The 26,152-nt window shown below is 37.7% G+C and carries 15 protein-coding genes; 1 reads left to right on the top strand and 14 read right to left on the bottom strand.

The features are described 5' to 3' along the window. Positions 1–98: 98 nt before the first annotated feature. Positions 99–1,886: an L-fucose isomerase gene (locus ABYT26_RS05540; protein ID WP_372751900.1), complete on the bottom strand. Its 1,788-nt coding sequence runs from the start codon at positions 1,884–1,886 to the stop codon at positions 99–101. Positions 1,887–2,008: 122 nt separating this feature from the next. On the opposite strand from ABYT26_RS05540, the gene ABYT26_RS05535 reads away from it, so the two are divergent. Continuing rightward, a complete protein-coding gene (locus ABYT26_RS05535; protein ID WP_372751899.1) occupies positions 2,009–2,917 on the top strand; it encodes a helix-turn-helix domain-containing protein in 909 nt (302 codons plus the stop codon). 138 nt (positions 2,918–3,055) lie between these two features. Here ABYT26_RS05535 and ABYT26_RS05530 read toward each other — a convergent pair whose 3' ends face one another. The 13 genes from ABYT26_RS05530 to ABYT26_RS05470 form a co-directional block, all read right to left on the bottom strand. Further along, on the bottom strand, positions 3,056–4,279 hold the full coding sequence (locus tag ABYT26_RS05530; RefSeq protein ID WP_372751898.1) for an ROK family transcriptional regulator: 1,224 nt from the start codon (positions 4,277–4,279) through the stop codon (positions 3,056–3,058). A 209-nt stretch (positions 4,280–4,488) separates the two neighbouring features. After that, the gene (locus ABYT26_RS05525) at positions 4,489–6,051 is read right to left on the bottom strand and encodes a sulfatase (RefSeq protein WP_372751897.1); all 1,563 of its coding nucleotides are present in this window, start codon (positions 6,049–6,051) and stop codon (positions 4,489–4,491) included. Between the two features lie 29 nt (positions 6,052–6,080). Beyond that, positions 6,081–8,699 (bottom strand): transglutaminase domain-containing protein, encoded by a 2,619-nt coding sequence (locus ABYT26_RS05520; RefSeq protein WP_372751896.1) that lies wholly within the window; start codon positions 8,697–8,699, stop codon positions 6,081–6,083. Positions 8,700–8,701: 2 nt separating this feature from the next. Further along, positions 8,702–9,808 (bottom strand): carbohydrate-binding family 9-like protein, encoded by a 1,107-nt coding sequence (locus ABYT26_RS05515; RefSeq protein WP_372751895.1) that lies wholly within the window; start codon positions 9,806–9,808, stop codon positions 8,702–8,704. A 73-nt stretch (positions 9,809–9,881) separates the two neighbouring features. Continuing rightward, positions 9,882–12,095, bottom strand: a complete 2,214-nt coding sequence (locus ABYT26_RS05510; protein WP_372751894.1) for a GH92 family glycosyl hydrolase — start codon at positions 12,093–12,095, stop codon at positions 9,882–9,884. Then, positions 12,092–13,198: a family 10 glycosylhydrolase gene (locus ABYT26_RS05505; protein ID WP_372751893.1), complete on the bottom strand. Its 1,107-nt coding sequence runs from the start codon at positions 13,196–13,198 to the stop codon at positions 12,092–12,094. The genes ABYT26_RS05510 and ABYT26_RS05505 overlap by 4 nt, the downstream gene beginning before the upstream one ends. 51 nt (positions 13,199–13,249) lie before the next feature. After that, positions 13,250–14,218 (bottom strand): glycosidase, encoded by a 969-nt coding sequence (locus ABYT26_RS05500; protein ID WP_372751892.1) that lies wholly within the window; start codon positions 14,216–14,218, stop codon positions 13,250–13,252. Positions 14,219–14,230: 12 nt separating this feature from the next. Continuing rightward, the gene (locus tag ABYT26_RS05495) at positions 14,231–15,520 is read right to left on the bottom strand and encodes an MFS transporter (RefSeq protein WP_372751891.1); all 1,290 of its coding nucleotides are present in this window, start codon (positions 15,518–15,520) and stop codon (positions 14,231–14,233) included. Between the two features lie 109 nt (positions 15,521–15,629). Then, positions 15,630–17,903: a GH92 family glycosyl hydrolase gene (locus tag ABYT26_RS05490; RefSeq protein WP_372751890.1), complete on the bottom strand. Its 2,274-nt coding sequence runs from the start codon at positions 17,901–17,903 to the stop codon at positions 15,630–15,632. A gap of 27 nt (positions 17,904–17,930) precedes the next feature. Beyond that, entirely contained in the window at positions 17,931–20,153 is a 2,223-nt protein-coding gene (locus ABYT26_RS05485) for a GH92 family glycosyl hydrolase (protein ID WP_372751889.1), read from the bottom strand. A 585-nt stretch (positions 20,154–20,738) separates the two neighbouring features. Continuing rightward, a complete protein-coding gene (locus ABYT26_RS05480; protein WP_372751888.1) occupies positions 20,739–23,039 on the bottom strand; it encodes a family 20 glycosylhydrolase in 2,301 nt (766 codons plus the stop codon). A 144-nt stretch (positions 23,040–23,183) separates the two neighbouring features. Next, on the bottom strand, positions 23,184–24,632 hold the full coding sequence (locus ABYT26_RS05475) for a sulfatase-like hydrolase/transferase (protein WP_372751887.1): 1,449 nt from the start codon (positions 24,630–24,632) through the stop codon (positions 23,184–23,186). Positions 24,633–24,637: 5 nt separating this feature from the next. Then, complete coding sequence (locus ABYT26_RS05470) at positions 24,638–26,134, bottom strand: sulfatase-like hydrolase/transferase (protein WP_372751886.1); 1,497 nt, start codon at positions 26,132–26,134, stop codon at positions 24,638–24,640. Positions 26,135–26,152 lie beyond the last annotated feature (18 nt).

Raw genomic sequence — 26,152 nt, 5'->3', positions numbered from 1 at the left:
TGGTTCTCCAATTTTCCAATATCAGAACTTTAGTTACTAACAGGTGTAAAAATTGCAATAACTTCTACACCTGTTTAATACTCTATTTTTCAACTTAACTACTTCATTCCGTAAAGCGGACCGTAGGTAGCACAAGCTCTATAGTCTGATCCTTCCTTATCAGTACCAAAAGAAGCCCAGGCACTAGGACGGAAAATATCATCCTCATCAACATTGTGCATGTTAACTGGTATTCTTAAAATGGAAGCTAAAGTAATTAGATCGGCACCAATGTGACCGTAACTAATTGCTCCATGATTCGCTCCCCAATTAGCCATTACTGAATAAACATCTTTAAATGCACCTTCGCCATTTGTTCTGGGAACAAACCAGGTAGTTGGCCAGGTTGGATTGGTTCTAACATCCAGAACAGAATGAATATCCTCTGGTAATTCTACTGTCCATCCTTCAGCAATCTGTAGAACAGGACCTTGGCCTTTTACCATATTTACACGGCACATGGTAACAGGCATTTGGCCTTCAGTTTTAAATCGTGATGAATAACCCCCTCCACGAAAATAACCTCTATCAGCTTGTGGCCAATCAGTTTTATCCAAACATTTTTGAGCTTCCGCTTCAGTAATTTCCCAGAAAGCTTTCATAGCTGGGTTTCCTTCGGCATCGCGTTGTTGTGCGGTAGCATCAAGAGTTGTAGATCCTGAATTAATCAAGTGAATGATTCCATTTTCAGCCAAGCCAGTTAATTCTTTTCCTGTTACACGCTTAACAGCATCTGGACTCCAGTAAGTTCTTACATCGGAAAAAATCTGGGCTGTATTCGTTAATAGATGTCCAAATAACATGGATACACTATTTAAACTATCGTTTTCGGTTGCAAAAACATAAGACTGACGAATTCCATTCCAATCGAAAGATGAATTTAAAATGGCTTCGGTGAAATCGGCATTTGGTTGATAATCGGTCCATTGACGCTGTCCCTGGAAACCTCCTAAGATTGCATTTCTTCCTAAACCTTCTTCTCTAAATCCTTTTTCAACAAGCTTCTCATTACCAATCATCATATCACGGCAAATCAAAGTCATTTTAACGACTGTTTCCCACTCAGCTGCTTTTCTTTCAGCAGAAGCTTGTGCTTCAGGAGCATTTGGATCCTCTCCCTCTTTACAGTTTTCTTTGGTCCATGCTAACGCTTTTTGGTATTCCTCTTCATCGTAAATGCCTTCATCAATACGACGTAATATTTCAACCGACTCTACAAACTCAGCTCTGATTCCTAAATAGTCCTGAAAGAAATTAGAATCGACCATTGAACCTGCAATACCCATTGAACTATATCCAATAGACAGGTATGATTTACCGTTCATTTGAGCTACTGCAAGAGCCGATTTCACAAATCGCAACAGTTTTTCCTGTACATCAGCAGGAATATTGATATCGCCAGCTTCCTGAACATCGCGACCATAGATCCCAAATGTAGGCAAGCCTTTTTGTGTATAACCTGCCAAAGCCGCTGCTAAATAAACTGCTCCCGGACGTTCGGTACCATTAAATCCCCAAACTGCTTTTGGCAACATAGGATCTGTATCCATTACCTCAGTTCCATAGCACCAGCAAGGAGTCACTGTTAGAGAAACCCCAACGCCTTCCTTTTTAAATTTATTAGCACACATGGCCGCTTCGGCAACACCACCAATACAAGTATCAGCAATCACACATTCTACTTTCTCACCACTTGGAAAACGCAGATTATCTTGAATAAATTTTGCTGCAGCTTTTGCAAGATCCATTACCTGAACCTCTAAAGATTCTCTTACTCCCTTTTCTCTGCCATCGATTACGGGTCTGATTCCTACTTTTGGCAAATCGCCAATGAGCCTGTTAGCCATTTTATCTTATTTTTTTGTTTGTAATTATATTTTTACTATCTCCTTTACAAATTTGCCATCATTTAATGAAATAGAAAATGTTTAATTCAGTTATATTTGTATCTGTTTCTAACATTTTCACTATGAAAAACTATCCCAAAGTGCCTGACAAAGGAGATCCCTCTGATGTATTGCAATGGTTTCCGAATTATAATATAAACCTGCATTGTTGTCGATACTGGTGGCTTCAGAATTGGGAATTTAATGAGCTATCCTTCCCCTATTGGCGCATTTACCACAATAGTTACAAGGGCGCTGTTCTTTTATATAACAGCGAAGAATACGCATTAACGCCTGATAAAATAGTGATGATTGCACCCAACACCTCCTATTCTACCCGCTTGCACGATAATATCATCCCTGAAACTGGTTACTCCTTAATTGGAGGCAGAATAAGTGCTTCTTTATCGGAACAGCAACTTCATGCCGAACAATTCATTTTGCATTTATTCATTCATTTTAACATTGGAATTCCCTACGATAATATTTCTCCAGGTGTATTTAGTTATGAGTTAACCGATCACTTGAAAGAAAAACTACAGGTAATCAAACGACACCTAAACTATGAGCATACCCGATTTAGTTTCTATTCCACTTTAGCCATTCAATCATTAATCAGTGATCTGCTGTCTGATTTGCCTGAGGAAAGCTGGAATTTAATTACAAAAGACTACCGCATTTTGGAGGTTCTTAACTTTATAGAAAACAATAGCAACGAGGAGTTAAATAATGCAATTTTAGCACAACAAGCCAGCATGGCCACCAATGCCTTTACACGACTATTTACCAAAGAAATAGGAATGTCGCCTCAAAAATATGTGAAGGGAAAAAGAATAGGCAAAGCGTGTATTTTACTTCACCATTCCGATTTCCAAATTGATGAAATTGCAAGTAAGACAGGGTTTGCCGATCGATATCACTTCTCTCGGATCTTTAAACAAATTACGAAAGTGTCGCCAGCAAAATACAGAAAAGAGTTTGGCATGAAGTAAAAAATGCCTTGCGCTAAAGAGAATTCCATTTTCCAGAAGGTGAGGCATAAAAAAAGGTGTTGCTCATTCTGCAACACCTTCTATTCTGTAGAAAAGGATAAACGAGAATGAATCAAGTTTTGCCCTTCTACTATTTTTTTAATAATCGTTAATGGCATGTTCCAATACCACCGAAACAGCTCCTAAAACTCCGGATTCAATTCCAAGTTGAGAGATTTTTATGCTCGTATCTTCTCTTAATTTAGGAATACAGTAGCTAAAAAGAGATTGGTTGATAGGCGTTAAAAGATACTCGTTTGCTTGTGAAATGGTTCCTCCAAGGATAATTAATTCAGGATTTAAAATTTGAATAAGGTAAGACAATCCTTTGCCCAAATTCTGACCGAAACTATTAATTAGAGACAAAGCCAGCTGATCGCCTTCCTTTGCTGCTTTCACAATATCATCAGGTGTTAATTGTCCGTTGTTACTAAGTCTGCTTTGATGAAGTGCAGAATTTACATTCTTGTCTAACTCTTCATAAGCCCTACTCACAAGAACTCTTCCAGAAGCAATTGTTTCCAAACATCCACGTTTTCCGCAGATACACAAAGGACCATCATCATTGATTAAGATATGACTAAACTCTCCAGAGAAACCCGAATTGCCTTTGTATAACTTTCCATTAAAAATCATCCCTATTCCAAGTCCCCAATCGAGCTGAAGAACCAGTGCATTTTTAGATTCCTTGGCAATTCCATAACGCAATTCGGCCAAAGCACGAGCTTTTGAATCGTTTTCAATATAAACTGGAAATTTAAATTTTTCTTGAAAAGCATCGCGCAAGCAAACATCAGGAGCATACAAATAAGAATAGTTAATTCCCGAATCAGAATCAATTAGTCCAGGCATATTAATGCCAACACCCATAATTTTTTTCTCCTCAATCTCAAATTTAATAAGCAATGCTTTGGCAAATTCATAAATAGTATCAATTGCAGAAAGGTCATTCCCTAATTTTAGAGATTTGGTTTGAATACCGGATATATTTTGAAGTTCATTGTTATAAATAGCAACCGAAAACTTATTTTGGCTAATATCAATTCCTAACAGATAGACTGAATTTTTAACCAAACCATAAATATTGGGACGTCTTCCTCCTATTGATTTTCCTTTTCCACGATATTCGATGATATTTTCCTTAATTAACTCATTCAAATAACTTTGGGTTGTTGGAGAGCTAAGATTAAGTTTTTTCGCTATTTTAGCGCCCGATAATGTTCCATTTCGGTATAAATATTTTATAATTTGTTTCTTACTCAGAAACATTTTTTTATCATGTCCAATCAGCCCTTTTTGAATTTCGGAATCCCAGTATACCATGTTCTATTTTGCCCCTTTAAATTTAACAATACAAGATTACATTATTAAAACCTTTCAAACAAATTCTTTTATAAAAATATAGCAAAGTATTCCTATCTTTTTATAAAAACGCTTATGAAAAGTTCAAATATCCCCTGAATCTTTTGCAAAGCACACCTGCCAATTACTGCCTAAATAATTGGCAAATGTGTATTACAAAGCTATATTATCTAATAATTGGTCTGATCAACATCCTGATACTCTACCTGCAATTCTTTTAATTGAGATTTTAAATCTTGAGTGATCGTTTCATAATCAGCCTGTCCATATAGATTGTGCATTTCTTGTGGATCGTTTTGTAAATCATACAATTCCCATACATCAATATCATTATAAAAATGAATTAATTTATAACGTTCAGTTCTTATTCCATAATGACGCTTCACCATGTGTTCATTCGGAAATTCGTAATAGTGATAGTACAATCCTTTTCTCCATTCCTTAGGCTCTTCCTTCTGAAACAACGGCTTTAAAGAAACACCCTGAATTGCATTTGGCACTTTAACATTTGCCACATCAAGAAAAGTAGGAGCATAATCGATATTCTGTACCAATTCTGAAATTTCACCTCTTTTTTCGTAGCCTTTAGGCAAATGCATTAACAGTGGGGTTCTGAATGATTCTTCGTACATAAAACGCTTATCGAACCATCCATGCTCACCCATGTAGAAACCTTGATCTGAAGTATAAACAATCAATGTATTATCAGCCAAACCTTGCTCTTCAAGGTAATCCAACACTCGACCAATATTTTCATCAACCGATTTAATACAGCTCAAGTAATCTTTCATGTAACGCTGATACTTCCATTTGTAAAGTTCCTCACCGCTAAGATTCTGTTTTTTAAAGTCTTCAGCAATTGGATTGTAATGCGCATCCCAAGCTGCTTTCTGAGCGTCGTTCATTCTTGTAGTATGACCTTTGTACCAAGGGAAACGTGATTTTATTTCACCTTCAGGATCTTGCATTTTTAGATCGTAAAACAAATCCATATCATTTGCACGAATGCTTAAATGCTGTTCTTCTGCAGCCTGACGTCCTTCATAATTATCGAAGAAATTATCTGGTAAAGGAAAAGTTTTATCCTCAAAATCGTCTAAATAAGCGGTATCTGGTTCCCAGGTACGGTGAGGTGCTTTATTATGAAGCAACAAACAAAATGGTTTACTCTTATCTCTTTGTTTATCGAGCCATTTAATCGCAAAATCAGTAGTCAAAGTAGTCACATAACCTTCGTATTGCTTTTCCACGCCCATCTCAATAAAATCAGGATTATAATATTGTCCCTGCCCCGGAACTACACTCCAATAATCGAAACCTGTTGGATCACTTTTCAAGTGCCATTTTCCAATTAATGCAGTTTGGTATCCCGATTGATGCAATAGCTTTGGAAATGTTTCCTGCGTACCATTAAAGGTCACATCATTATTAATCTGCCCATTGATGTGAGTATGTTTCCCAGTTAACATGGTAGCTCTACTTGGACCACAAATGGAGTTTCCTACAAAGCTATTTGTAAAAACCACACCATCCTTGGCAATTCTATCGATATTTGGTGTTTCAATAAATCGATTATCATAGGCACTAATGGTTTGGTACGAATGATCATCGCTCATAATAAACAAAATATTTGGCCTTTCCTTTACATCTGCTTTTTCTGTTTTGCACGCGGACATAAGGGCCATTAAAATTAGTCCACTGCACAAAAAGAATGTTAACCTGTTACGTTTCATATCTCTCTAATTTATAAATCTGTTCTAACCTATTTTATCGATTTTAATAATTCATCGCCAACACCAATTTTGTAACCCGAAGACAAAAAGAACACTTCGTTGTTTGTGGTTAAAAAGGTGACTACTGGCAGTTGCTGATGAAAGTTTTTGCCTAATGTCTTTTCAAAATTGGGCAGCAATTCATCTCCCATAACAAAATGAGAATTCTCCGGCAAACTATAATCCGAAGCTTCGAATTGCTCTGCTCTCACATCCTGAGGCAGCACAAACACAAAAGGAATGCTAAGCTCATCGAAAGAGTCTTTCACCTCTTCCAAATCTTTCAAAACATGCTTGGTAGGCTCTTTATCTGGATCGATCCAAATAACAACCATTCCCCTATTCAAGGAACAAGATTCGAATAGCTCTGGTTGCCCGTCAATTGCTTTTAAATTGTTGGGTAGGAAATATTTTCCATAAGCTTCCAAAGGTTTTACTTCGCTTCGTATGCTAAGTTCTATCTGCTTATGCTCATCTTTTTTCACAGTGAAAAAAGAAAGTCGATTGAGCACAGTACCATCATTTTCCCGCTCAGCCGTAAGAAGCAAATAGTTACCTACAGCCAAACTGATATTCTTAGGAAAATCTTTCACATCCTTATTAAAAGGAAATTCCAATGTTTTATAAAAACCATTTTCGAATTTTGCCAAGCTAAATTGCTTTGCGTACTTACACACCTCATCAGAACTAGTGTGCAAACTAATGCTTCCAAAATGATCCTCTTTTTCTGCCTGTTTTTCGCCCAAATAAACATTCACCCATTGCTCGTCTTTTTTATATTGAGCAATTTGAGTCACCCGATCGATTCGAGCAGGAATACCAGCAGTTCGACACAAAGCAACAAAAAGAACTTTTGCACTACCCAAATCGGTAGTTTTCATCTCGAAAACCCCTTTAGGCGTAGAAGGCACCCAAATATAATTTTCCGCTTTACTGATATTGATTGTAGAGAGAATCCATTCTTCTGCTTTCGCAGGATTCTTTTTTACTTCCGTCCAAAATTCATCATCGAAACTTGTTTTTAGGTAAGCTTTGTAAGCTGATAATTGCTCCATGGCAATTCTTGGATTCAAAATATAATCGGCATATTCTTTTTCGGAACATTGCTTCTCGAAGGCCGAAGAATGCATCATGTGACTCAGCAATATATCAGAAGAAGCATCTCTAAGATCTTTTTCTGATATCGCGTTAAGCAAAGGAAATACCCATTTCTTCATTTCGGAAGGTGTATTTTGAATCAATCGACTGATGTTTGCCCAGTTTCCTCTCGATTTTTTAATTTTTTGCCAAACAAGCGTGCTATCAAGTTGCTCCTTACTAGCAAGAAGAAAAGCTTCCTCCTGATTCATAAAGGTTTTTTCGTAAGCCTTTCGGATGGAATCTTCTACAGCCAATCTTTTTTTGTTCTTTTCTCTGCCTTCTGCCGAGAATTTCAAAGGTGCTTTTTTAACCGGCGGTACCAAATCAAAATCGATCACCCTTTCGGAAAAATCACTTCCGTTCAATACCAAACTAAGTGTATCTGTATCGGCAACTGAAATTTTCTTAAAACTAAACTCTTCATTTTTAGTTGCCCAAACCACAACATCACCAAGTCCAAGTTTAAGACTACAAATTCCTTGAGCATCTGTCTTTAGACTGGCCAAATTGTACAATTCGGCATAGTTACAAACCAAGAAACCAACTTCAACCTCTTCAATTGGCTTATTTTGCGCATTTTTTACTTTTACAAAAATATTTTTAGCACTTGCATAATTCGCAATCTGATTCAAACGAGTAAAATTATCTCTCTCATAAATCACATCTGAAGCATTATAATGCCCTAGCGTTTGAGTCGCCGTAAGAATGGCTCTGCGCGAAGGTTCAACGAACCATCCTTGATTCACTTCTGCTTCGGGTTCGCAAGCTCCGGTAAAGTACCATTTGCCATCGGCCCAAAATTCTACCCAAGCGTGATTATCGTCCTGATGAACCCAACGAGGTGTATAAATCTGACGAGCAGGAATGCCCACAGCTCGCAAAGCGGTAACAGTTAAAACCGATTCCTCACCACAACGACCTTTGGCATTTCTGATGCAGGCAAGGGGTGCCGATGTTCTGCCATCGGTTCCTGTGTAAGTCACTTTTTCGTGACACCAGTGATTCACTTCCTGAGCCGCCTCTTTCATACTTAAATTCATCAGCCTGTCTTTCAGCTCATGAAAAATAACCACACGAGCCGAATCCATATTTTCGGTACCCGCACGAGGAGGCAATACAAAATGGAGAAAATCATCTTCACTTACTTTTTTACCCCAGCTAAAAGTTTCCTGAGCCTTAAAAGCATATCGAACCTGCTGCAAATAATGCTCTGAATCATAATTACACAAGTCACTCAAAGTTTCGTAGGCATACAAAAACTCAAGAGCATCCACTTCTTTTTGTGTCAAGTTACTATTGAAAACATCCAATAATTGAGCTTGGCGATTGTGCAATAAATCTTTGCTTCTCTGTTCGAATTTCTGATGAATTTCGCTTCGTTTTGTTTTATCGCTTACAAGATGTTCTGCACAACTTGTAAACAACAAACAGCTTACAAAACCTAAAATTGCAATTCCTTTCAATCTCATAATCATTTTTTACTAAACCAAATATTACCATCCTGTTGAATACTCCAAGACCCTTGCTGCGACAAGGAAGGACAAGTTGCTACAAATCCTTCTTGGTAAAGCGTAATTTCAGGCTTAAATGCACCTGAAAATTCTACTTCCTCAAGACGCAAAGCTTCACAACGATCCGTAAAGCATTTATTTTCTTCCAAATATGCTTTTTCGCGATAGTAAAGCTGACGCAATGCCCACTTAACCTCTTCATCGGCATTTTCAACAAAAGAAGCATCATTAGTTTGTGTCGAGAACTGAACATATCCCCATGTTTCAGGATTATGCATGGCAATTACTCCTTGCGGAGACCAAACCCAATTGTTTTCAGGCAATCTTTTTCCGTTTGCATCCTTCTTTTTAACGTATTTGCCATCCAAAATTTCGGTGATCCACTGAACGCGTGAAAAATTAATTCTCCATTGACTTCCATCCACAGGCTTCGCTGATGGAGTATTGCATTCTTTCAGCACTTTCCAAGGAAAAGCCAATTCTACTGTCCATTTCTCATCAACATCGCTTGGATTGTTGATACTTCCATAAATTTTAACAGCCGATTTTATACCTGGAATCTCCCAACTATCAATCGAGAAACCATTATCACGATATGGTTTTGTGAGTATCAAATCCCAAGTAGTATTTAAAGCATTTATTTCAAATTCGTAGTAGTTGTGAGTATCTCCATCGGGATCAATAAAAACCTCAAAATCATTGTCCATAAAAATAACCGCATCGTGTTGGGTCAGGTTTCCCCAAATATGATCGTCTTTTAATTCGGCTGCGATGTAGAAATAATCAGCATCCCAAAGCATTTTAATTTTCGTATCCTTTGCAGGCTTTTCTTTCAAATCACCTTCAATATCCACGAAAGTGCTACTCCAAGGCGCTTGTTGCCAAGCCTCATCATCCAAAACACCATCCACCAAAATGCTATTCTCTGCCTGATAGCAAAGGTATTTTTCGGGATGAAAAGGAACTGTTAAATTCTTATCTGTTTTTAGAATTGCCTGTTTACTTTCCATTGTACAAGCCGAAGCCAACAATGCCAAACCAAAAGTTAAAATGCTGATATTTTTCATTTCGTATTACTTTTTTTTCTGATACAATTTAGGGACAACACAAATTGTCCCTAATCTAAATCGATCAAATACCTTACTTAAAAAACTCCTTATTTGGCTTGTCACCCAAGACAAAATGCAATTCGCCACCCTCTATAATTTGCTGATGGGTAATGCTGAGCTTATGGTAAGCTTTGCCATTTAAGAATAAAGCCTGAATGTATTTATTTTGTTCTGACTGATTCTCTGTACTGATAACAAATTGTTTTCCGTTTTGAAGATTAATTTGCGCCTTTTCCATCCAGGGAGAAGTAATACTATACTCTCCATTGGCAGGATTTATTGGATACATACCCATTGAAGAAAGTACCAGCCATGCCGACATTTGTCCACAATCTTCGTTACCGCAATAACCATCGGGATTGGTACTGTACTGGCTGGTAATAATTTTTCTTACCATTTCCTGGGTTTTCCATGGCTCCCCCAATTGATTGTAGAGGTAAGCCACATGATGACTAGGTTCGTTCCCATGAGCATACTGTCCAATCATTCCAGTACTAAAAATAGGTAATTTATCATCCTTTTCGGGATAATAGGTAAACATGGAATCCAGTTTGGCTTTGAACTTTTCTTCACCCAAAGTACTTCTTAGACCTTTAATATCGTGAGGCACAAACCAGAAATATTGCCAAGCATTGCTTTCGCAAAATTCACGAGTATAATTTTTGGCTAAAAATGGACTTTCGAATTGACCATTTTCATCTTTAGGACGAAAAAAGGAAGAAGAAGGATCGTATAAATTCTTCCAATTATTGGCTCTTTTTGCAAATATCTGGTAAGAAGAATCATCGCCAAGCGCTTTTGCCAACTGAGCAATACACCAGTCGTTGTAAGCATATTCGAGTGTTTTAGAAACCGACCAGTTTTCCCCATGTTCCCCAGTAGGAACATAGCCCAACTTCATGTACTCATCAATTTGTCTTCCTTTTTCGCTTGCTGAAGCAATGCAGGCTTCCAAAGCTTTTTTAGCATCGAAAGGAATTCCTTTAAAATAAGCATCTACAATCACTGGAACAGCATGGTAACCAATCATCATGTTGGTTTCGTTTCCTGCCAAAGACCAAACAGGAAGCAAACCTGTTTCGTCGTAATGCGAAAGAAAAGACTTAATCATATCTTGAGTTTCGTTAGGACACAAAATAGTGTACAAAGGATGTGCAGCTCTAAAGGTATCCCAAAGAGAAAAAGTATCGTATTTTTTATAGCCTTCAGCGGTGTGAACTTTTCCGTCGGCACCTTTGTATTGGCCCTCAACATCGCTATGTAGAGAAGGAGTTAAAAAACAATGGTACATATTGGTGTAGAACAGTTCTTTTTGAGCTTCCGTTCCTTCAATTTTTATTTTAGCCAAATAATCGTTCCATACTGATTCGGCTTCCTGACGAGTTTGATCGAAATTCCAATGAGGAATCTCAACTTCCAGGTTATTCCTTGCTCCCTCGATGCTAGCTGAAGAGAGTGCAACTTTCACCAATACTTCCTCATCGTGATCGGTTTTCTTGGTCAGCACAATTCGTGTTTTTTGTCCTTCCACCGATTTTGCATCTTCAAGTTTTCCTGCCTGAAACAATTTTACATCAGAAAAGGCTTTTGAGATTTTTATCACAAAATACACTCGTTGATCGGCAGCCCAACCTTTGGATTTACGATATCCAGAAATGGTATGCTCATCCTCAATTACAATTTTAGTTTCAACCGGTTTATCCCAATTTAAGCTGTAGCCCAAATCCAGAATTAGTTGGCTTTTTTCATCCTTAGGAAAAGTATAACGATGAAAACCTACTCTTTCGGTGGTTGTTAATTCAGCTGTAATTCCTGAACTTAACAAGTCAACCGAATAGTAACCAGGATTTGCTTCCTCTCTATCGTGCGAAAATTTGGAGTACGGACGATAATCACCTTTCGGTGTTAAACTTTCGGTGAATCGACTATTAAGAGGCATTAGCAATAAATCGTACATGTCGCCAGCTCCGGTTCCCGATAAATGGGTATGACTGAATCCGGCAATGGTTGAATCGGGCCAAAAATAGCCAGCAATTCTATCCCAACCAGGCAAGCCATTATCCGGACTCAATTGCACCATTCCAAAAGGAACAACAGCACCCGGATAGGTGTTTCCTGTTCCATCGGTTCCGGTAAAGTTATTTACGTACTTTATCAGATTATCCTCTTTCTGAATGCTACGATCATTTGCGCAAGAATTTGCACCAACAATTACCAGCAAGGCTAAAATTGCTTGTTTAATCATTTCCCTTTGTTTTGATATTTTTTCCCCAACTCAACAATTGTTGTAAAATCCTCTGGTTTGCATTTTGCATAGCCAAAAACAGCCACTCCATCTGCACCTCCTTTAAAAGAGTTTTCTACAGCAGTTGGAAATTCCCCTTCCGGAATTTGCGGTCTGAATAGTCCTGTAATCAAAGCCGCTTTTCCTTTTAAATCCTTCACCCCTTTTCTTGTAGAAGTTTTTACCCACTTCATATCTTCATCGTAAAAATTCTGATATACCATAGGAAATACAGCATCTAAATCCCATTCGTCCCAACTTTGACGGCAAATAGTACGAGCCAATTGAGGGTAAGGAAATACTGCTGCAGAGATTTGCTTTCCATTTTCATGAGCAATTTTCACCAAACGATTCACCAAATGCGTTACACTATTGTAACGATACTCACGCCATTCTTTCACAGCCGTTGGGTCCTCTACTTTGGTGATGTCAATGCCACTTTCTTCCTTAAACTTTGAAGTACAGGTTTCGCAGTAACAGAAATCAAACTCGGGATATTCTTTATCCTGAACCAAATTGTACTTTGGTTGCAGGGCTTTAGCAAGAATCACATCCGCATAACGAACGTAGTCTAAATGAACACCTTTTACGCCTTTTACCGAAGCCAATTCTTTCACTTGCTTAGCAATGTGCTCATAAACTTCTTCTTTCGAAGGACAAACCCATTGGTAATAATCCACATAAGGATGAACATCAAAACAAGACTCCCCTTTACCGCTAACGGTATACCAATCGGGATGTTGCTTAGCTACCTTATCGCCAGGACGATTTAAAGTCCACATCCAGGCATGAACATCAATATCGAATTTATCGGCTAAAGGAATCACTTTTTCAAGCATGGGAACTCCTCCTCCAATAAGGATTCCGGTAATTCCCCCCTCTTTAAGCTGGGCCAATATCTTGGTCCAATCCTCATCGCTGCGTTGCATGTTGGCATACATCCACATCCAATTCCGCTCCCACTTGTAATCGTCTGCTACTGGTTGGGCAGCAAACAATCCTGTATTTACCAGTAAAGCACAGGTAAAAACCATCATTGCAAATAACTTCTTCAAGCTTATCATCTTCCTCTTTTTATTCTGTTACCGCTAACTTGCTCTATATTTCTTACAACTCTATAGCGAATTGTTCTTAATAAAATCAATAATCTCATCCATATAACCGAATGCCATGCCAACAACGGTATCCGCAGCTCCATAATAAACGGCTACTTTATCATCATCGTTTAGTGCAGCACAAGGAAACACAACATTAGGTACATCACCAGCCAATTCGTAAGGTGCAGCCGGAGCCAATAGGTAAGGTTGAGTTCTGTATTTTACGATAGATGGATCTTTAAGGTCTAGAAGCGCTGCTCCCATGGAGTAACGGAATCCGTTGCAAGTGTTGATAACCCCGTGATAGAAAAGCAACCAGCCCTCTTTCGTTTTGATAGGTACCGAACCAGCGCCAATTTTAGTACACTGCCAAGCACTCTGCTCAAAAGGAGAAACTTTCATTACACAACGATGTTCACCCCAGTATTTCATATCGGGACTATAACTAACATAAATATCACCGAAAGGAGTATGACCATTATCGCTTGGGCGACTTAACATGGCATATTTTCCATCGATTTTTTCAGGGAACATTACACCATTTCTATTGAAAGGCAAGAAAGCATTCTCACATTGGTGGAAAGTCTTAAAATCGAATGTATAAGCAATTCCGATGGTAGGTCCATGATATCCATTACACCAGGTTACCCAGTAACGATCTTCGATAAAAGTAACTCGAGGATCGTATTTGTAATCAGAATCAATCATTTCGGTATTTCCAGCAACCATTTCAATTGGGTTTTCATTGATATCCCAGTTGATTCCATCTTTACTAAAACCAGCAAAAATGTTCATTTGAACGGCTTTGTTATCGCAACGAAAAACACCAGCGAAACCATCTTCGAAAGGCACAACAGCACTGTTAAAAATACTGTTTGAATTTTTTAATTGATAACGGTCAATAACCGGATTTTGTGAGTAACGCCACATTACATCATTAGAACCTTCTGGTCTGTTTTCCCAAGGCATTGTGCTTTTTGAACTCATACTAATAAAAATTTATTTGGATTCATTATTTGTTTCTGACTCACTATTTTCGGAATGCGGAAAAGGAATAAATTTGGCTCCTAATAAGATAGGTAAAGTAGCAAACAACACTACAATAAAAAACAATTTATAACCTAACCAGTCGCTTAAAAAACCACTAAACATTCCAGGCAACATAATGCCCAGATTCATTATCCCAGTGGCAAATGCGTAATGCGCCATTTTGTATTTCCCTGGGGCTACTTGTTGCATCATATAAAGCATTAATCCAACAAATCCGAAACCATAGGCACAATACTCTACCACAACAGCGCTACCAATAATATATATGTTATCGGGACGATAAATAGCCAAGATAGCATACACCGCAAATTGTACATTAAAAATAAGCACTAAAGAGAATAAAGATCGTTTTAAACCGCGTTTGGCAATGTAGTACCCTGCTAAAAGTGAACCAAGCACAAAAGCTGCCGAACCGAATACTCCATAAATTAATCCAATATCGGAAGTACTTAAGCCTAAACCACCATCGGCAACTGAAGCTTTAAAAAATAAAGGTGCAATTTTTATGGCGAAACCTTCGGCAAAACGATAAGCTACAATAAATGCAATAAACCAAATAATATATTTCTTTTGGAAAAAGGTTTTAATAACGTCCACGGTAGTAGCAAAACCTTCTTTTAAGCTTTTTACTTCGCTATTTTTTTCTCCTCCGGATGGCAACATTCGCATATGATAAAATGCAAGCAAAATCATAATTATTGAATAGGTAAGCATAACGACCATCCAAGCATGTAAAACTCCAAACTTTTTCTCGAGAATACCTGCCAGATACACCAATGCACCAGCAGTTAATATTTTTGCCATATTGTAAAATGCTCCTTGCCAACCAATATATTTGGCTTGTTGTTGTCCCGAAAGTTCGCTTAAATAGACTCCATCGGTCGCAATATCGTGTGTGGCACCACTAAAAGCAATAATAGCTAGCAAGGCAATTGCATATGTAAAGAAATCGTTAAATTGCAAGGCGAAAGCAACCAGGGCAAAGGTAATACCAGTTAGTAATTGGGTAGCTACCACAAAATGTTTCTTGGTTTTAAACATTTCCAACAAAGGACTCCAAAGTGGTTTCAAAGTCCACGGTAACATAATTAAAGAAGTCCAAAATGCAATTAAAGAATCGGATACTTCGAAGCTCTTAAACATGAGTACCGATGCTTGTGCAATTGCAATAAAGGGTAAACCCATTGCAAAATAAGCCGAGGGCACCCAAAACACGGGATTTTTACTTTTCGATTTCATTTTGGACATATACTTAAATCTTTCTGTATTTAGTAATTTATAATTTTATCGATCGAGCAAATCAAGATCTACTGCAACTATTCAGCTACAGTCAAAACCTGATCAATATTTAGTAAACAAAGTCTAGGACTCCGCCATCAACCATATCTTGGTGATTCAAGAAAAATCCATTGATTTCTTTTCCATTCCACTCTATACTTTTCACGTATTTCCCAACTTCAGTTTCCCCTGCTTTTTTAATGGTAATTTCCTTACCAGGGTAATATTTGGAATCCAACTCTATGCGTACCTCATCGAAAACAGGGCTAGAAAGTGCATAGTCCATATTTCCTGGACAAAGAGGATAAAATCCCATCATTGCATAAACGGTCCAGGCTGAAAGTGTACCACAATCGTCATTCCCAGGAAGACCATCGGGAGCATTTTTATAGTAGGTATCAATTAGTCGCTTCACTTCTTTTTGAGTGCGCCACTCTTCACCCTTCACATGGGTAAATAGAAAAGGGTAATGTATATCTGGCTCGTTGGCCATATCAAAGAGTCCTTCATCGAACACTTTTTGCAACTTCTCACTAAAAGCTTTCTTCCCTCCCATCAATTTCATCAATCCATTAACATCGTGAGGTGCACAAAATGTATATTGCCAAGCGGTTCCCTCATGAAAACCCGGACAAGGTTCGAAGTTTTGTCCCTGCAAAGGATTAAATGGTGTTAAGAATGATCCATCGGCTAACTTTGGACGCAACACGCCATATTCTTTGCTGTAATAAGTTTTATAACGTAGAGATTGTTTTTCAAATCGCTTGTAATCCTCTTTCTTACCTAATGTTTTGGCAAACTGTGCCAGGTTCCAATCAGCAATGTAATATTCCAAAGCATGAGAAACAGAATTGTCAAACTCCGTTAACAAAGGCACAAATCCATTTTCGAGGTAAGAATCAATATCCGGACGTAACTTATTCGATTTTCCTTCAGTCGTAGCTGATTTAATCATGGCTTCGTAAGCTGCATCTACATCAAAATCACGTAAACCTCTTAGATAAGTATCCACGATTACAGGAATGGCAGGATCTCCCTCCATTACATGTGTTTCGGTGCTGTTTAGTTCCCATTTAGGCAACCATCCACTTTCCTTGTACATGTCTACCATAGAACGAACCATGTTCAATTGTTTTTCTGGGAAAAGCAAACTCTCCAATGGGTGAAGATTCCGGTAAGTATCCCAAAGAGAAAAAACGCTGTATCGATCGTTATTCGATTGTCCAATGCCATAGTTTTCCATTTCTGGATACTGTCCATTCACATCGTTAATAATATTAGGATGAATCTGGGTATGATACAAAGCAGTATAAAATATTGTTTTCTGATTTTTCGTTCCACCTTTAACCCTCACTTTTGATAAGGTCTGCTCCCATTCTTTAGAAGCTTGTTTTGTTATGGCATCAAAATCGAAAGCATCTATTTCGCTTTCCATATTCTCACGAGCATTTTCGATGCTTACGTAAGAAACGCCCACTTTCACTAGCACCTCTTTGCTTTTTGCGGGATCAAAAGTCATCCATGCACCAATGCTGTCGCCAGCCATTTGCTGGGTATACTCTTGGTAGTACTTAAATTTATTGTTGGTTTTAGTCCAGGATGCTTCAGCCTTCATGGCTGGCATTTTTTTCCAAACACCAAAATCGATTGCCTCCTGATTAAAACGAGCCACAAAATAAACCGGACGTTCACTTCCATCGTGGTAACAAAAACTACCGGTCATTCTCGATCCTTCAATTTCGTGATTGTTCACAACTCGAATTGTGGCTCCGCTTTCGTTGGTCAGCCCAGTTCCCAAATCAATTAGAACATTCGCTTTCCCTTCAGGAAAAGTAAATCTGCTCAATCCGGTTCTCAAGCTTGCTGTTACTTCCGTTTTGATATCGTATTTACTCAAACGATTCGAATAGTAACCAGGAGAAGCTTGCTGATCCGTCATCATAGAGCCATAATTTCTATTGTCAGCATCAATCTTTCCTATAGTTGGCATCAGCAAAATAACGCCCAATTCAGGACAACCAACGCCACTTAAATTAACGTGAGAATAACCTGTGAAAAATTGATTTTCGGAGGCATAAGGAGTAGACCACCAGCGAGCATCCTTATCGAAAACATTCTCGCTAGATCCAGACACATTAAAAGGCACAACCGAAACCATCCCGTGCGGCAAAACAGCCCCCGGATTTGTAGTTCCGAAATTGCTTGTCCCTATGAAAGGATTCACATTAGCTGTCAAATCTTGCGCCTGAACAGAAAATAGCATTCCAAAAATAAACAAAGACAAACTCGCATAATTTTTCAACGCAGAGTAGCCTTTTCTAAAAAATAAAGATAATATCGCCATTGTGCCTAATGCTTTATTGGTTTCAATTTATTGCGGTCTGTTTTCTGCTGCAGCACCAAATTTTTTATTAGGTTCCGATCCCATCACAAATTTCAATGATCCGCCCTTCATAATGTCTTGGTGTCTGATAAACGATTTATTATATTTTTTGCCATTCAACTCAACAGACTGAATGTAAATATTTTTCTCGTTGTTGTTTTCAACCTCAATAGTAAACTCCTTATCTTCAGGAAGATTAATAGTAGCCTCATCGATAAGTGGACTCCCAAAAACATAAATTCCGTTGGCCGGATTTACAGGATAAAATCCCATTGAAGAGTAAACAAACCAAGCCGACATTTGTCCACAATCCTCGTTTCCAGACAAACCATCAGGAGCATTGTGATACATGGTATTCATTATTTCACGTACTTTTTCAGCTGTTTTCCATTGCTCTCCTGCAAAAGCATATAAGTAAGTAGTATGATGACTTGGCTCATTTCCATGTGCATATTGACCAATTAATCCTGTAATATCAGCAGAAGCCCCTTTTCCTAAATCAGAATCGATAGTGAAAAGAGAATCCAACTTTTGTACAAAAGGTTCAGTACCTCCAAATAGGTCAATTAAACCATAAGGATCCTGGGGAACCAACCAAGTATACTGCCAAGCATTTCCTTCACAGAAATCATCATCGCGATGTTTTGAATGAACAGGATCGAAAGACTTACGGAACTCGCCCGAAGCTAATTTTCCTCGCATAAATTTCAATTCCTTATCGAAATAAAATTCATAACCTTTGGCTCTTTTCGAGAAATATTTAAAATCTTCTGTTTTACCCATTTTCTGAGCCATCGCAGCTACACACCAATCATCTATAGCATATTCGAGACCGATAGCCACCGATTCGTTTATGTAATCAGCAGGAATGTAACCCAATTCCTTTACCTTATCCATTCCCTCAAAATCGTTCATTGAAGAGGCTTTAATTGCTTCGAAAGCCAATTCAGCATCGAAACCATCAAATCCTTTTAAGTAAGCATCAACAATAACTGGAATAGCATGATTTCCCACCATGGTATTGGTTTCGTTCCCAGCCAAATGCCACACTGGAAGTTTTCCTTGCACTTTGTAAATTTCCAACATTGTATTCACCAAAGCATTCACCTTTTGCGGTTGAACAATGGTAAAAAGTGGGTGTAAAGCACGGTAGGTATCCCAAAGAGAGAACACTGTATAATTATCAGATTCCGAAGAAACAGGCTGACCGTCTTCTCCTCTAAAATCTCCATTACTATCATTAAACAGAGAAGGAAAAATGAAACTGTGGTAAAGCGCTGTATAGAATATCTTCTCATCATCAGACGAAGTAAATTTCGCGTCGATACTTTGCAACTCATTATTCCATACTTTTTGAGAACTCGTTTTCACTGCATCAAAATCCCAATTAGGAACTTCGGCGTTTAAATTGCTCTCTGCCCCTTTTTCGCTCACAGGTGATAAGGCTGTTTTGGCCAACAATTCCTTTTCTCCATCGAACTCGATAAGTACAGTATGAACAGAATCACCATGCTCAACAGACTTATTTAAAGCTGTAATTTGTTTTATTTTTTGAGAAAATTTTGTGTAGAAATATATTTTTTGATCCTTGGCCCAGCCTGTAGAGAATCGGTAACCAGATAAAGTATAATCATCGATCTGCTCAATTTTACCCTGGCTAAACTTATCCCAACCGATTCCGCTAGTTACATCAACAATCAATTGAGGAGCTTTACTGTCCTGAAAAGTATAACGATGAAAACCAACACGCTCTGTTGCGGTCATTTCTGCGTGAACATTGTACTTTTTTAAATCGACTGCATAGTAAGCCGGACTAACAACTTCGTCGGCATGAGTAAAACGTGCACTCCATTGTTCCAAACTTAATTGATTGTCTTTAGGAGAATCAATTTGTACTGGCATAAACAACAAATCGCCATAATCTCCGATTCCGGTTCCACTTAAATGCGTGTGCGAAAATCCGGTGATAATAGAATCGGAATAATGATAACCCGAACACCAATCCCAACCTTTAAAAATATTATTAGGTCCTAACTGAACCATTCCAAAAGGAACATTAGCCCCAACAAATACATGTCCGTGACCACCCGATCCGATAAAAGGATCGACGCGATTAACATAGCTAATTTTTTCGGTTGATTGTTGGCTACAGGATAGTGAAAATAAAACTGTTAGTGCCAACAGTAATTTAGTAGTAAGTTTATTCATCATGTTTCTATTATTTCAGAGTAAAACGGGTATAACAGCGACTAGAATACACTGTTAACTTTGTCAATCATCCTTTTTCGGGTGAATTTTCAAGACCTTGTAAGCTTTCTGCAAAATTTGGCCAAAACACAATAGATAAAGGATAACAATATTCAATTTGGGTATTCCTACTTTTCGAAGTGCGATCGGCAAAATAATTTTCATTTTAAAAGCTTATTTTCTTAGCCAACAACAGAATCAAAAAATAGTATTTACCAAAGTGAACACCTTGCAAGTTTAATAAAAACCGCCCTATAAAACAAAGGCTTTTGTAAAAAATTACAAAAGTAAATCTACCATCATTAATTTATTTTAATGTATTCAATTCCTAGCTTAGCTACTTAAAACCTCAAACTCATCAACACATCTAATTTAAATCCTCTTTTCATATTAATTGAAGGAGGTTTCTACCAAATTTAGTAAAGTGAAACAAAAAAATCAGCTAGCTCAAAAGTGAACTTCTGTCAACAAACAGAAACTTTTGAACCAGCTGATTTTATTTTGGATAAAACAAGAACTTGGTTTTTTCAAGCTCTAATTAACTATATCTTAATAAGCACAAACATTTTGATTTAGGTCTTGCAATTTTTGTCCCTGCTCTGCGTATTTTAATTCTATAGCACGAGGTTTTGTACTTGGCTTATATTTTACTGTGAAAGCATGCCATCCTTTTTTAAGCGCTACTTTTTCGCTCTTCTTAAATGGAAGATTACCTTTCCCAGCTTTTTCAATAATTAAATCGTCACCGAAAAATAAAAGGCTTTCCCCATCTGATTTCATCTCAAACTCATACACAGCATCTTTTTCTGCATAAAAGGAACTTTTAAAAGCCATAGAAAAATTCACATCTCCGCCAAAGTCTCCCAATTGCAAAGTATCTACTACTACAGCTTTTGTTGATGTTGGAATTTGAATATCCTGAACCGTTTTAAATTTTCCTTTGAACATCCACTTTTGAAATCCTTTATTTGCAGGAGTTGCAGCTGAAGCCTCACGATAATTTTGTTGCTTCACTTCTGCTGTTTTTAGATCATTAAACATTTCTCCTTTATAAGATCTTGCTTTAATTTTACATTCTTTATCTACGGTAAAAGGTTCTGTATAAAGCAATGATTCCTTTGTAGGAACTGTACCATCCAGGGTATAACGTATTTCTACACCTTCCATCGGGTAAGCTAAATTAAGCGTTACAAGTGTATTTTCCACAAATACAATATCCTTACTTAATCCCTGAACGGCAGGAATATAGTAGTAAACGCCCATTTCATCTAAACGAGCATAATGCTTATTGATTCTAGTATTAAAATCATCAAAATTCTTTAGCTCTTTTGCTGTCCATGCCGTTTCTGCCATTGGAATTAAACGTGGAAAGGCCTGATATTGCAAACGCTTAAAGCTGGGAATCCATTCTGACCAAAGGTTGGCTTGAATACCCAATACATACTTAGATTGTTCTGCAGTGAAATCTTCAGGAACAGGCTCGTAAGCATAAGTCTTTTCAATAGAATTATGATCGTTCAAATAATCGTAGTAGTAAGCTGCTGTAGGAGTAATCACCATATCATTTCCTTTTTCGGCTGCAATTCTTGGCGCTTTAGGCACCCAATTACGCCACCACATCATGCTTGCACCTTCCGATAATCCACCTTCTACAATCTCATCCCAACCCATTAGTTGTTTCCCTTTCGATTGTAAGAATTTTTCTATTCTTCGGTTAAAATGAGATTGCAACTCATGCTCGTTAGCCAAATGATTCTTTTTAATCTCTTTCTGACACAAGGGGCAATCTTCCCAACATTCGATTCTTACCTCATCGCCACCAATATGAATGTACTTAGATGGAAAAAGGTCAGCAACCTCATCCAATATATTTTCCATAAATTCATAGGTTGTTTCTTTACCTAAACAAGAAGGAGTTGAAAATACTCTTCCCATTCCACCTTCATCAGTACAGGATAAAAAAGGATAATTATCGATTGCAGCTAAAAAGTGACCTGGCATATCAATTTCGGGTAAAACCGTAATGCAACGCTCATCAGCGTAAGCTACAATTTCTTTAATTTGCTCTTGAGTAAAGAAGCCACCGTACATTTTCTGCCCATCAATTTCCTTATAATTTGTTTCATCGATTTTGTACAGCTCGTTTTCCACGGCGCGTTCATTACAAATAGTATCCTGATTATTTTCGATACGCCAAGCTCCTTTTTCCGTCAAAAGCGGATATTTCTTGATCTCAATTCTCCAACCCTGATCATCGGTCAAGTGCATGTGATAGGTATTTAGTTTGTACAATGCCATTTCATCCAAAAACTCCTTTACCTCATCTATTTTAAAAAAGTGACGACTAAAATCCATGTGCATTCCTCTCCAGGCAAATCGAGGTTCATCGTCAATTACAACACAAGGAACCAACCAGTCTGCAGAAGCAAGAGTTTTACTTTCAATTTGCACAGGCAGTAGCTGACGAATGGTTTGTACAGCATTAAAAAATCCAGCTTCAGCGGAAGCTTTTACAAGAATTCCTTCGTTTGTTACTTCCAAATGGTAAGCTTCGGCCTTTAACTCATTGTCTGTTACAAACCGAAGACCTGTAGTTGTTGCTTCATTTACAATGGCAAGTTCAAAACCTGCAGCCTGATTCAGCATATTCACCAAATAGTTGGCTGCTTTTTTCTGGCTATCATCTTGAATGGAAACCAAAGTCGTTTTGGTAAATCGGAACGAACTCTCGCCAAGCACCAAAGAAACGGGTTTTGGAATAATAGAAATGTCTTCCTTTTTAAAACTCGGATTGGAACATGATGCCAATAAAATAGCCATCAAAAACGGAAGTAAAATGTATTTTTTCATATTCTTACAATTAGGATCAAGGGACAGAAATCAAGTCATAAAACGGATACCTTCCCCCTGATCAGTTGGTCTGTTAAAAATTAGTATCAAATAGTAAATCTGCTGAATAGTGATTCAACCGGTTCAAAAATAAACTAAAAAACACTATTGTAATTCTGGAAATACTACTTTCAAATCAAGTGGATCATTCATACTTTCCTGCAATTCGATTAATTGTGCAAACAGTTCTTTCACCTTAGATTTACTTGCATCCTGACCTGATAAATCGTTCATTTCCAACGGATCATTATCTAAATCATACAACAATACTTTTTTAGCTTTAGGATAAACAATTAGCTTAAATCCATCCTTTCTAATCATTCGCTGAAGATTCTTATAGCAACCATAAATAGCTGGATATGAACTCTTTTTTCTTTCCATACGAACTGCATCCATTAAGCTATTAAACTCTACATAAGCAGGTTTTTCGACTCCGGCAAGTTCTAGGGTAGATGGCATAATGTCCTGCAAATAAACATCCATGTCTATTTTTTTCCCTTTAGGCAGATCCGGACCAATCACCATTAAAGGAGCGCGCATACTGTGATCGTACATATTTTGTTTTCCTATTAAACCATGGTTCCCGCAGGCCAAACCATGATCGGCAGTATAGAAAATATAGGTATTATCTTTCTTTCCTGATTTTTCAAGAGCATCCATGATTCTACCAATTTGCTGATCTAAATGAGTAATAATGGCATAATACTCCTGACGATTCACTTTAACAGAATATTCCGTTCTTGGGAAGGGTGCTAAACACTCATCACGAAGACCTTTACCGCAACCAATTTCATCTTGGTTAGGATATTCTTCCATGAAACTTTCTGGAACAGAAATATTTTCCAGTGGATACATGTCTACAAATTTCTTTGGAGACTGACGGGGATCATGAGGAGCATTAAAAGCTATGTACATAAAAAATGGATCCTCTTTTTCTTTCGCCTGACCAATAAAATCAATAGCCTCATCGCCTAACACTTCACTCCAGTGTTTTCCACCTTTCCAATGTCCTCCAAATTTTTTATCGTAAGGTCTCCAGGTTGTATCTGTTTTGCTCAACGGACGATTATACCCTTCCTTGGTTTGGTTTGGCATTCCTCCTCTTACTGTTCCCAAAACATCGAAACAACTATCTGCAATAGCCTGCACATGCCATTTACCTGCCATATAAGTATCGTAACCTGCATTTTTCATCAAGTTTCCCCACATTTGTGATTGCACTTCAGGAGTCTTCATTTGCTTTTCAACATCTTTAGCATTCCAAACAAAACGTCCCGAGTTAATCATGGTTCGTGATGCTACACAAACCGCACCTTGCCATGCTCCCATATTGTATGCATGCGTAAAAGTAACCCCATCACCCACTAACTTATCCAGATTTGGAGTGATCATTTCCTTGTTGCCTAAAGAATTTATCGTATTGTAACACTGATCATCAGCAAACAAAAAGATAATGTTAGGTTTTTCAGGAGTTTTTTCTTTTGCATCCGTACATCCAACTAAAGTACTAAGAACACAAAATAGTCCTATACTGATTTTTAAATATCGATTCATATTACTTATTTTTTTATCGTTTTATTTTTTAATTGATCAAAGGCTTCTTCGTTTGCTAGCTTGAGCATATTTCCTCGTTTTCTTGTTCTTATGGCTCCATTTTTAAGCATTTCAATTGATACATCGTTCCCATTCGATTTTAACCTTGTATAAATTGGGTTATTATCTTGCGAAGGAATATCTTTTAATATTTCATTAAACTGACTGATTACAGGTTTTACATCTTCTTTATCAATCAAATTAATTGTTTCATACGGATCCTCTTCCATATCAAAAATACGAACTACTTGTTTTGCCGTATCAACATAGGCTTTGTACTTTGGCGTTCTAATTATACGATCTCTAAACTCAAAGCGATTCTTCACCAAACTATCTTCACTAACTACCGCAGGAAGACCTCCCATAGACAATGCCCAGTTTCTGTTTCCTTCACTCTCTTCATTTGTTAAAACATCGGCAAAAGAAAGACCATCGGTTTTAAAACCTGAGGTGTTTTCAACATTCGCTAGATCGAGCAAAGTTGAATAGATATCGGTAAAATCAATGAGCGCATTCGTTTCTTTTTTTAACTTTTTGGGAGTAAGCACAAGAAAAGGAGCATTTACACCATTTTCAGATAAAAAGGCTTTACCTCCTCTAACGTAAACCGAATCGCGTTTCCCAATTATTGAATTTGACGTTCCATTATCGGTTGTAAAAATCAGATAGGTATTATCTGAAATCTCCAATTCATTTATCGCATCAACAATTTTTCCAACAATCACATCGGTGTATCGAACCATAGCCCGATGCTTTTCATATTTTGTTTTCACATTTGGTTCAAGTGGTGTATGAACAAAAGGAGAATGAGTTAGTACCATTGGATAATACACACACATGGGATTCTCTTTGTTTTTGCGTAAAAAATCAATTATAAAATCAGAAAATACATCGGGACCAAACTGACCTGCATATGTTTTGCTCCCTTGTTTTGTATGAATGTATGGATCCCAGTATCGTTTGTCGCTTGGTGCGTTATTGCTTTCGTAACCTGTCCACATGCAATATTCATCGAAACCTGCCTTGGTCATGGCATCTGGTTCAATCCTAAAATCGTTAACCTGCCACTTGCCTGCCACACATGTTTTATAGCCCGCTTTGCGAAGTACTTTTGCAAAACTCGGATTTTTTTCTGAATCAAAATTGGCTCCATGCCCCCAACGCGGCACATCGTAATGATTCACCCAGCCATTGGTAAACGGATATTGTCCCGTCATTAATGCAATACGGCTTGGTGTACATTGCGGCATAGAATAAGCATTATTGAACTTTATACCTGAAGCAGCCAATTCATCGATATTGGGTGTTTCTAGTTCTGTAGCTCCATAAGAAGGAAACCATTCTTTACCCAAATCATCAACCAAAATAAAAATAAGATTCGGCTGTTCATTATTGGTCTCTCTGTTACATCCCATTGCAACAAAAAAAAGCAAAACAAATAAAATATTCCTTGCAACTTTCATGATCTAATGCTTAGATTA

This window comes from Labilibaculum sp. (assembly GCF_041595635.1).
Classification (GTDB): domain Bacteria; phylum Bacteroidota; class Bacteroidia; order Bacteroidales; family Marinifilaceae; genus Labilibaculum.
This window is presented reverse-complemented; position numbering and strand designations above follow the sequence as displayed.

Excerpts from the sequence above, each read along its gene's own strand:
- ABYT26_RS05540 (WP_372751900.1), bottom strand. The coding sequence starts at position 1,886 with ATGGCTAACAGGCTCATTGGCGATTTGCCAAAAGTAGGAATCAGACCC.
- ABYT26_RS05505 (WP_372751893.1), bottom strand. The coding sequence starts at position 13,198 with ATGATAAGCTTGAAGAAGTTATTTGCAATGATGGTTTTTACCTGTGCT.
- ABYT26_RS05530 (WP_372751898.1), bottom strand. The coding sequence starts at position 4,279 with ATGGTATACTGGGATTCCGAAATTCAAAAAGGGCTGATTGGACATGAT.
- ABYT26_RS05515 (WP_372751895.1), bottom strand. The coding sequence starts at position 9,808 with ATGAAAAATATCAGCATTTTAACTTTTGGTTTGGCATTGTTGGCTTCG.
- ABYT26_RS05490 (WP_372751890.1), bottom strand. The coding sequence starts at position 17,903 with ATGGCGATATTATCTTTATTTTTTAGAAAAGGCTACTCTGCGTTGAAA.
- ABYT26_RS05500 (WP_372751892.1), bottom strand. The coding sequence starts at position 14,218 with ATGAGTTCAAAAAGCACAATGCCTTGGGAAAACAGACCAGAAGGTTCT.
- ABYT26_RS05475 (WP_372751887.1), bottom strand. The coding sequence starts at position 24,632 with ATGAATCGATATTTAAAAATCAGTATAGGACTATTTTGTGTTCTTAGT.
- ABYT26_RS05525 (WP_372751897.1), bottom strand. The coding sequence starts at position 6,051 with ATGAAACGTAACAGGTTAACATTCTTTTTGTGCAGTGGACTAATTTTA.
- ABYT26_RS05510 (WP_372751894.1), bottom strand. The coding sequence starts at position 12,095 with ATGATTAAACAAGCAATTTTAGCCTTGCTGGTAATTGTTGGTGCAAAT.
- ABYT26_RS05480 (WP_372751888.1), bottom strand. The coding sequence starts at position 23,039 with ATGAAAAAATACATTTTACTTCCGTTTTTGATGGCTATTTTATTGGCA.
- ABYT26_RS05485 (WP_372751889.1), bottom strand. The coding sequence starts at position 20,153 with ATGATGAATAAACTTACTACTAAATTACTGTTGGCACTAACAGTTTTA.
- ABYT26_RS05470 (WP_372751886.1), bottom strand. The coding sequence starts at position 26,134 with ATGAAAGTTGCAAGGAATATTTTATTTGTTTTGCTTTTTTTTGTTGCA.
- ABYT26_RS05495 (WP_372751891.1), bottom strand. The coding sequence starts at position 15,520 with ATGAAATCGAAAAGTAAAAATCCCGTGTTTTGGGTGCCCTCGGCTTAT.
- ABYT26_RS05520 (WP_372751896.1), bottom strand. The coding sequence starts at position 8,699 with ATGAGATTGAAAGGAATTGCAATTTTAGGTTTTGTAAGCTGTTTGTTG.
- ABYT26_RS05535 (WP_372751899.1), top strand. The coding sequence starts at position 2,009 with ATGAAAAACTATCCCAAAGTGCCTGACAAAGGAGATCCCTCTGATGTA.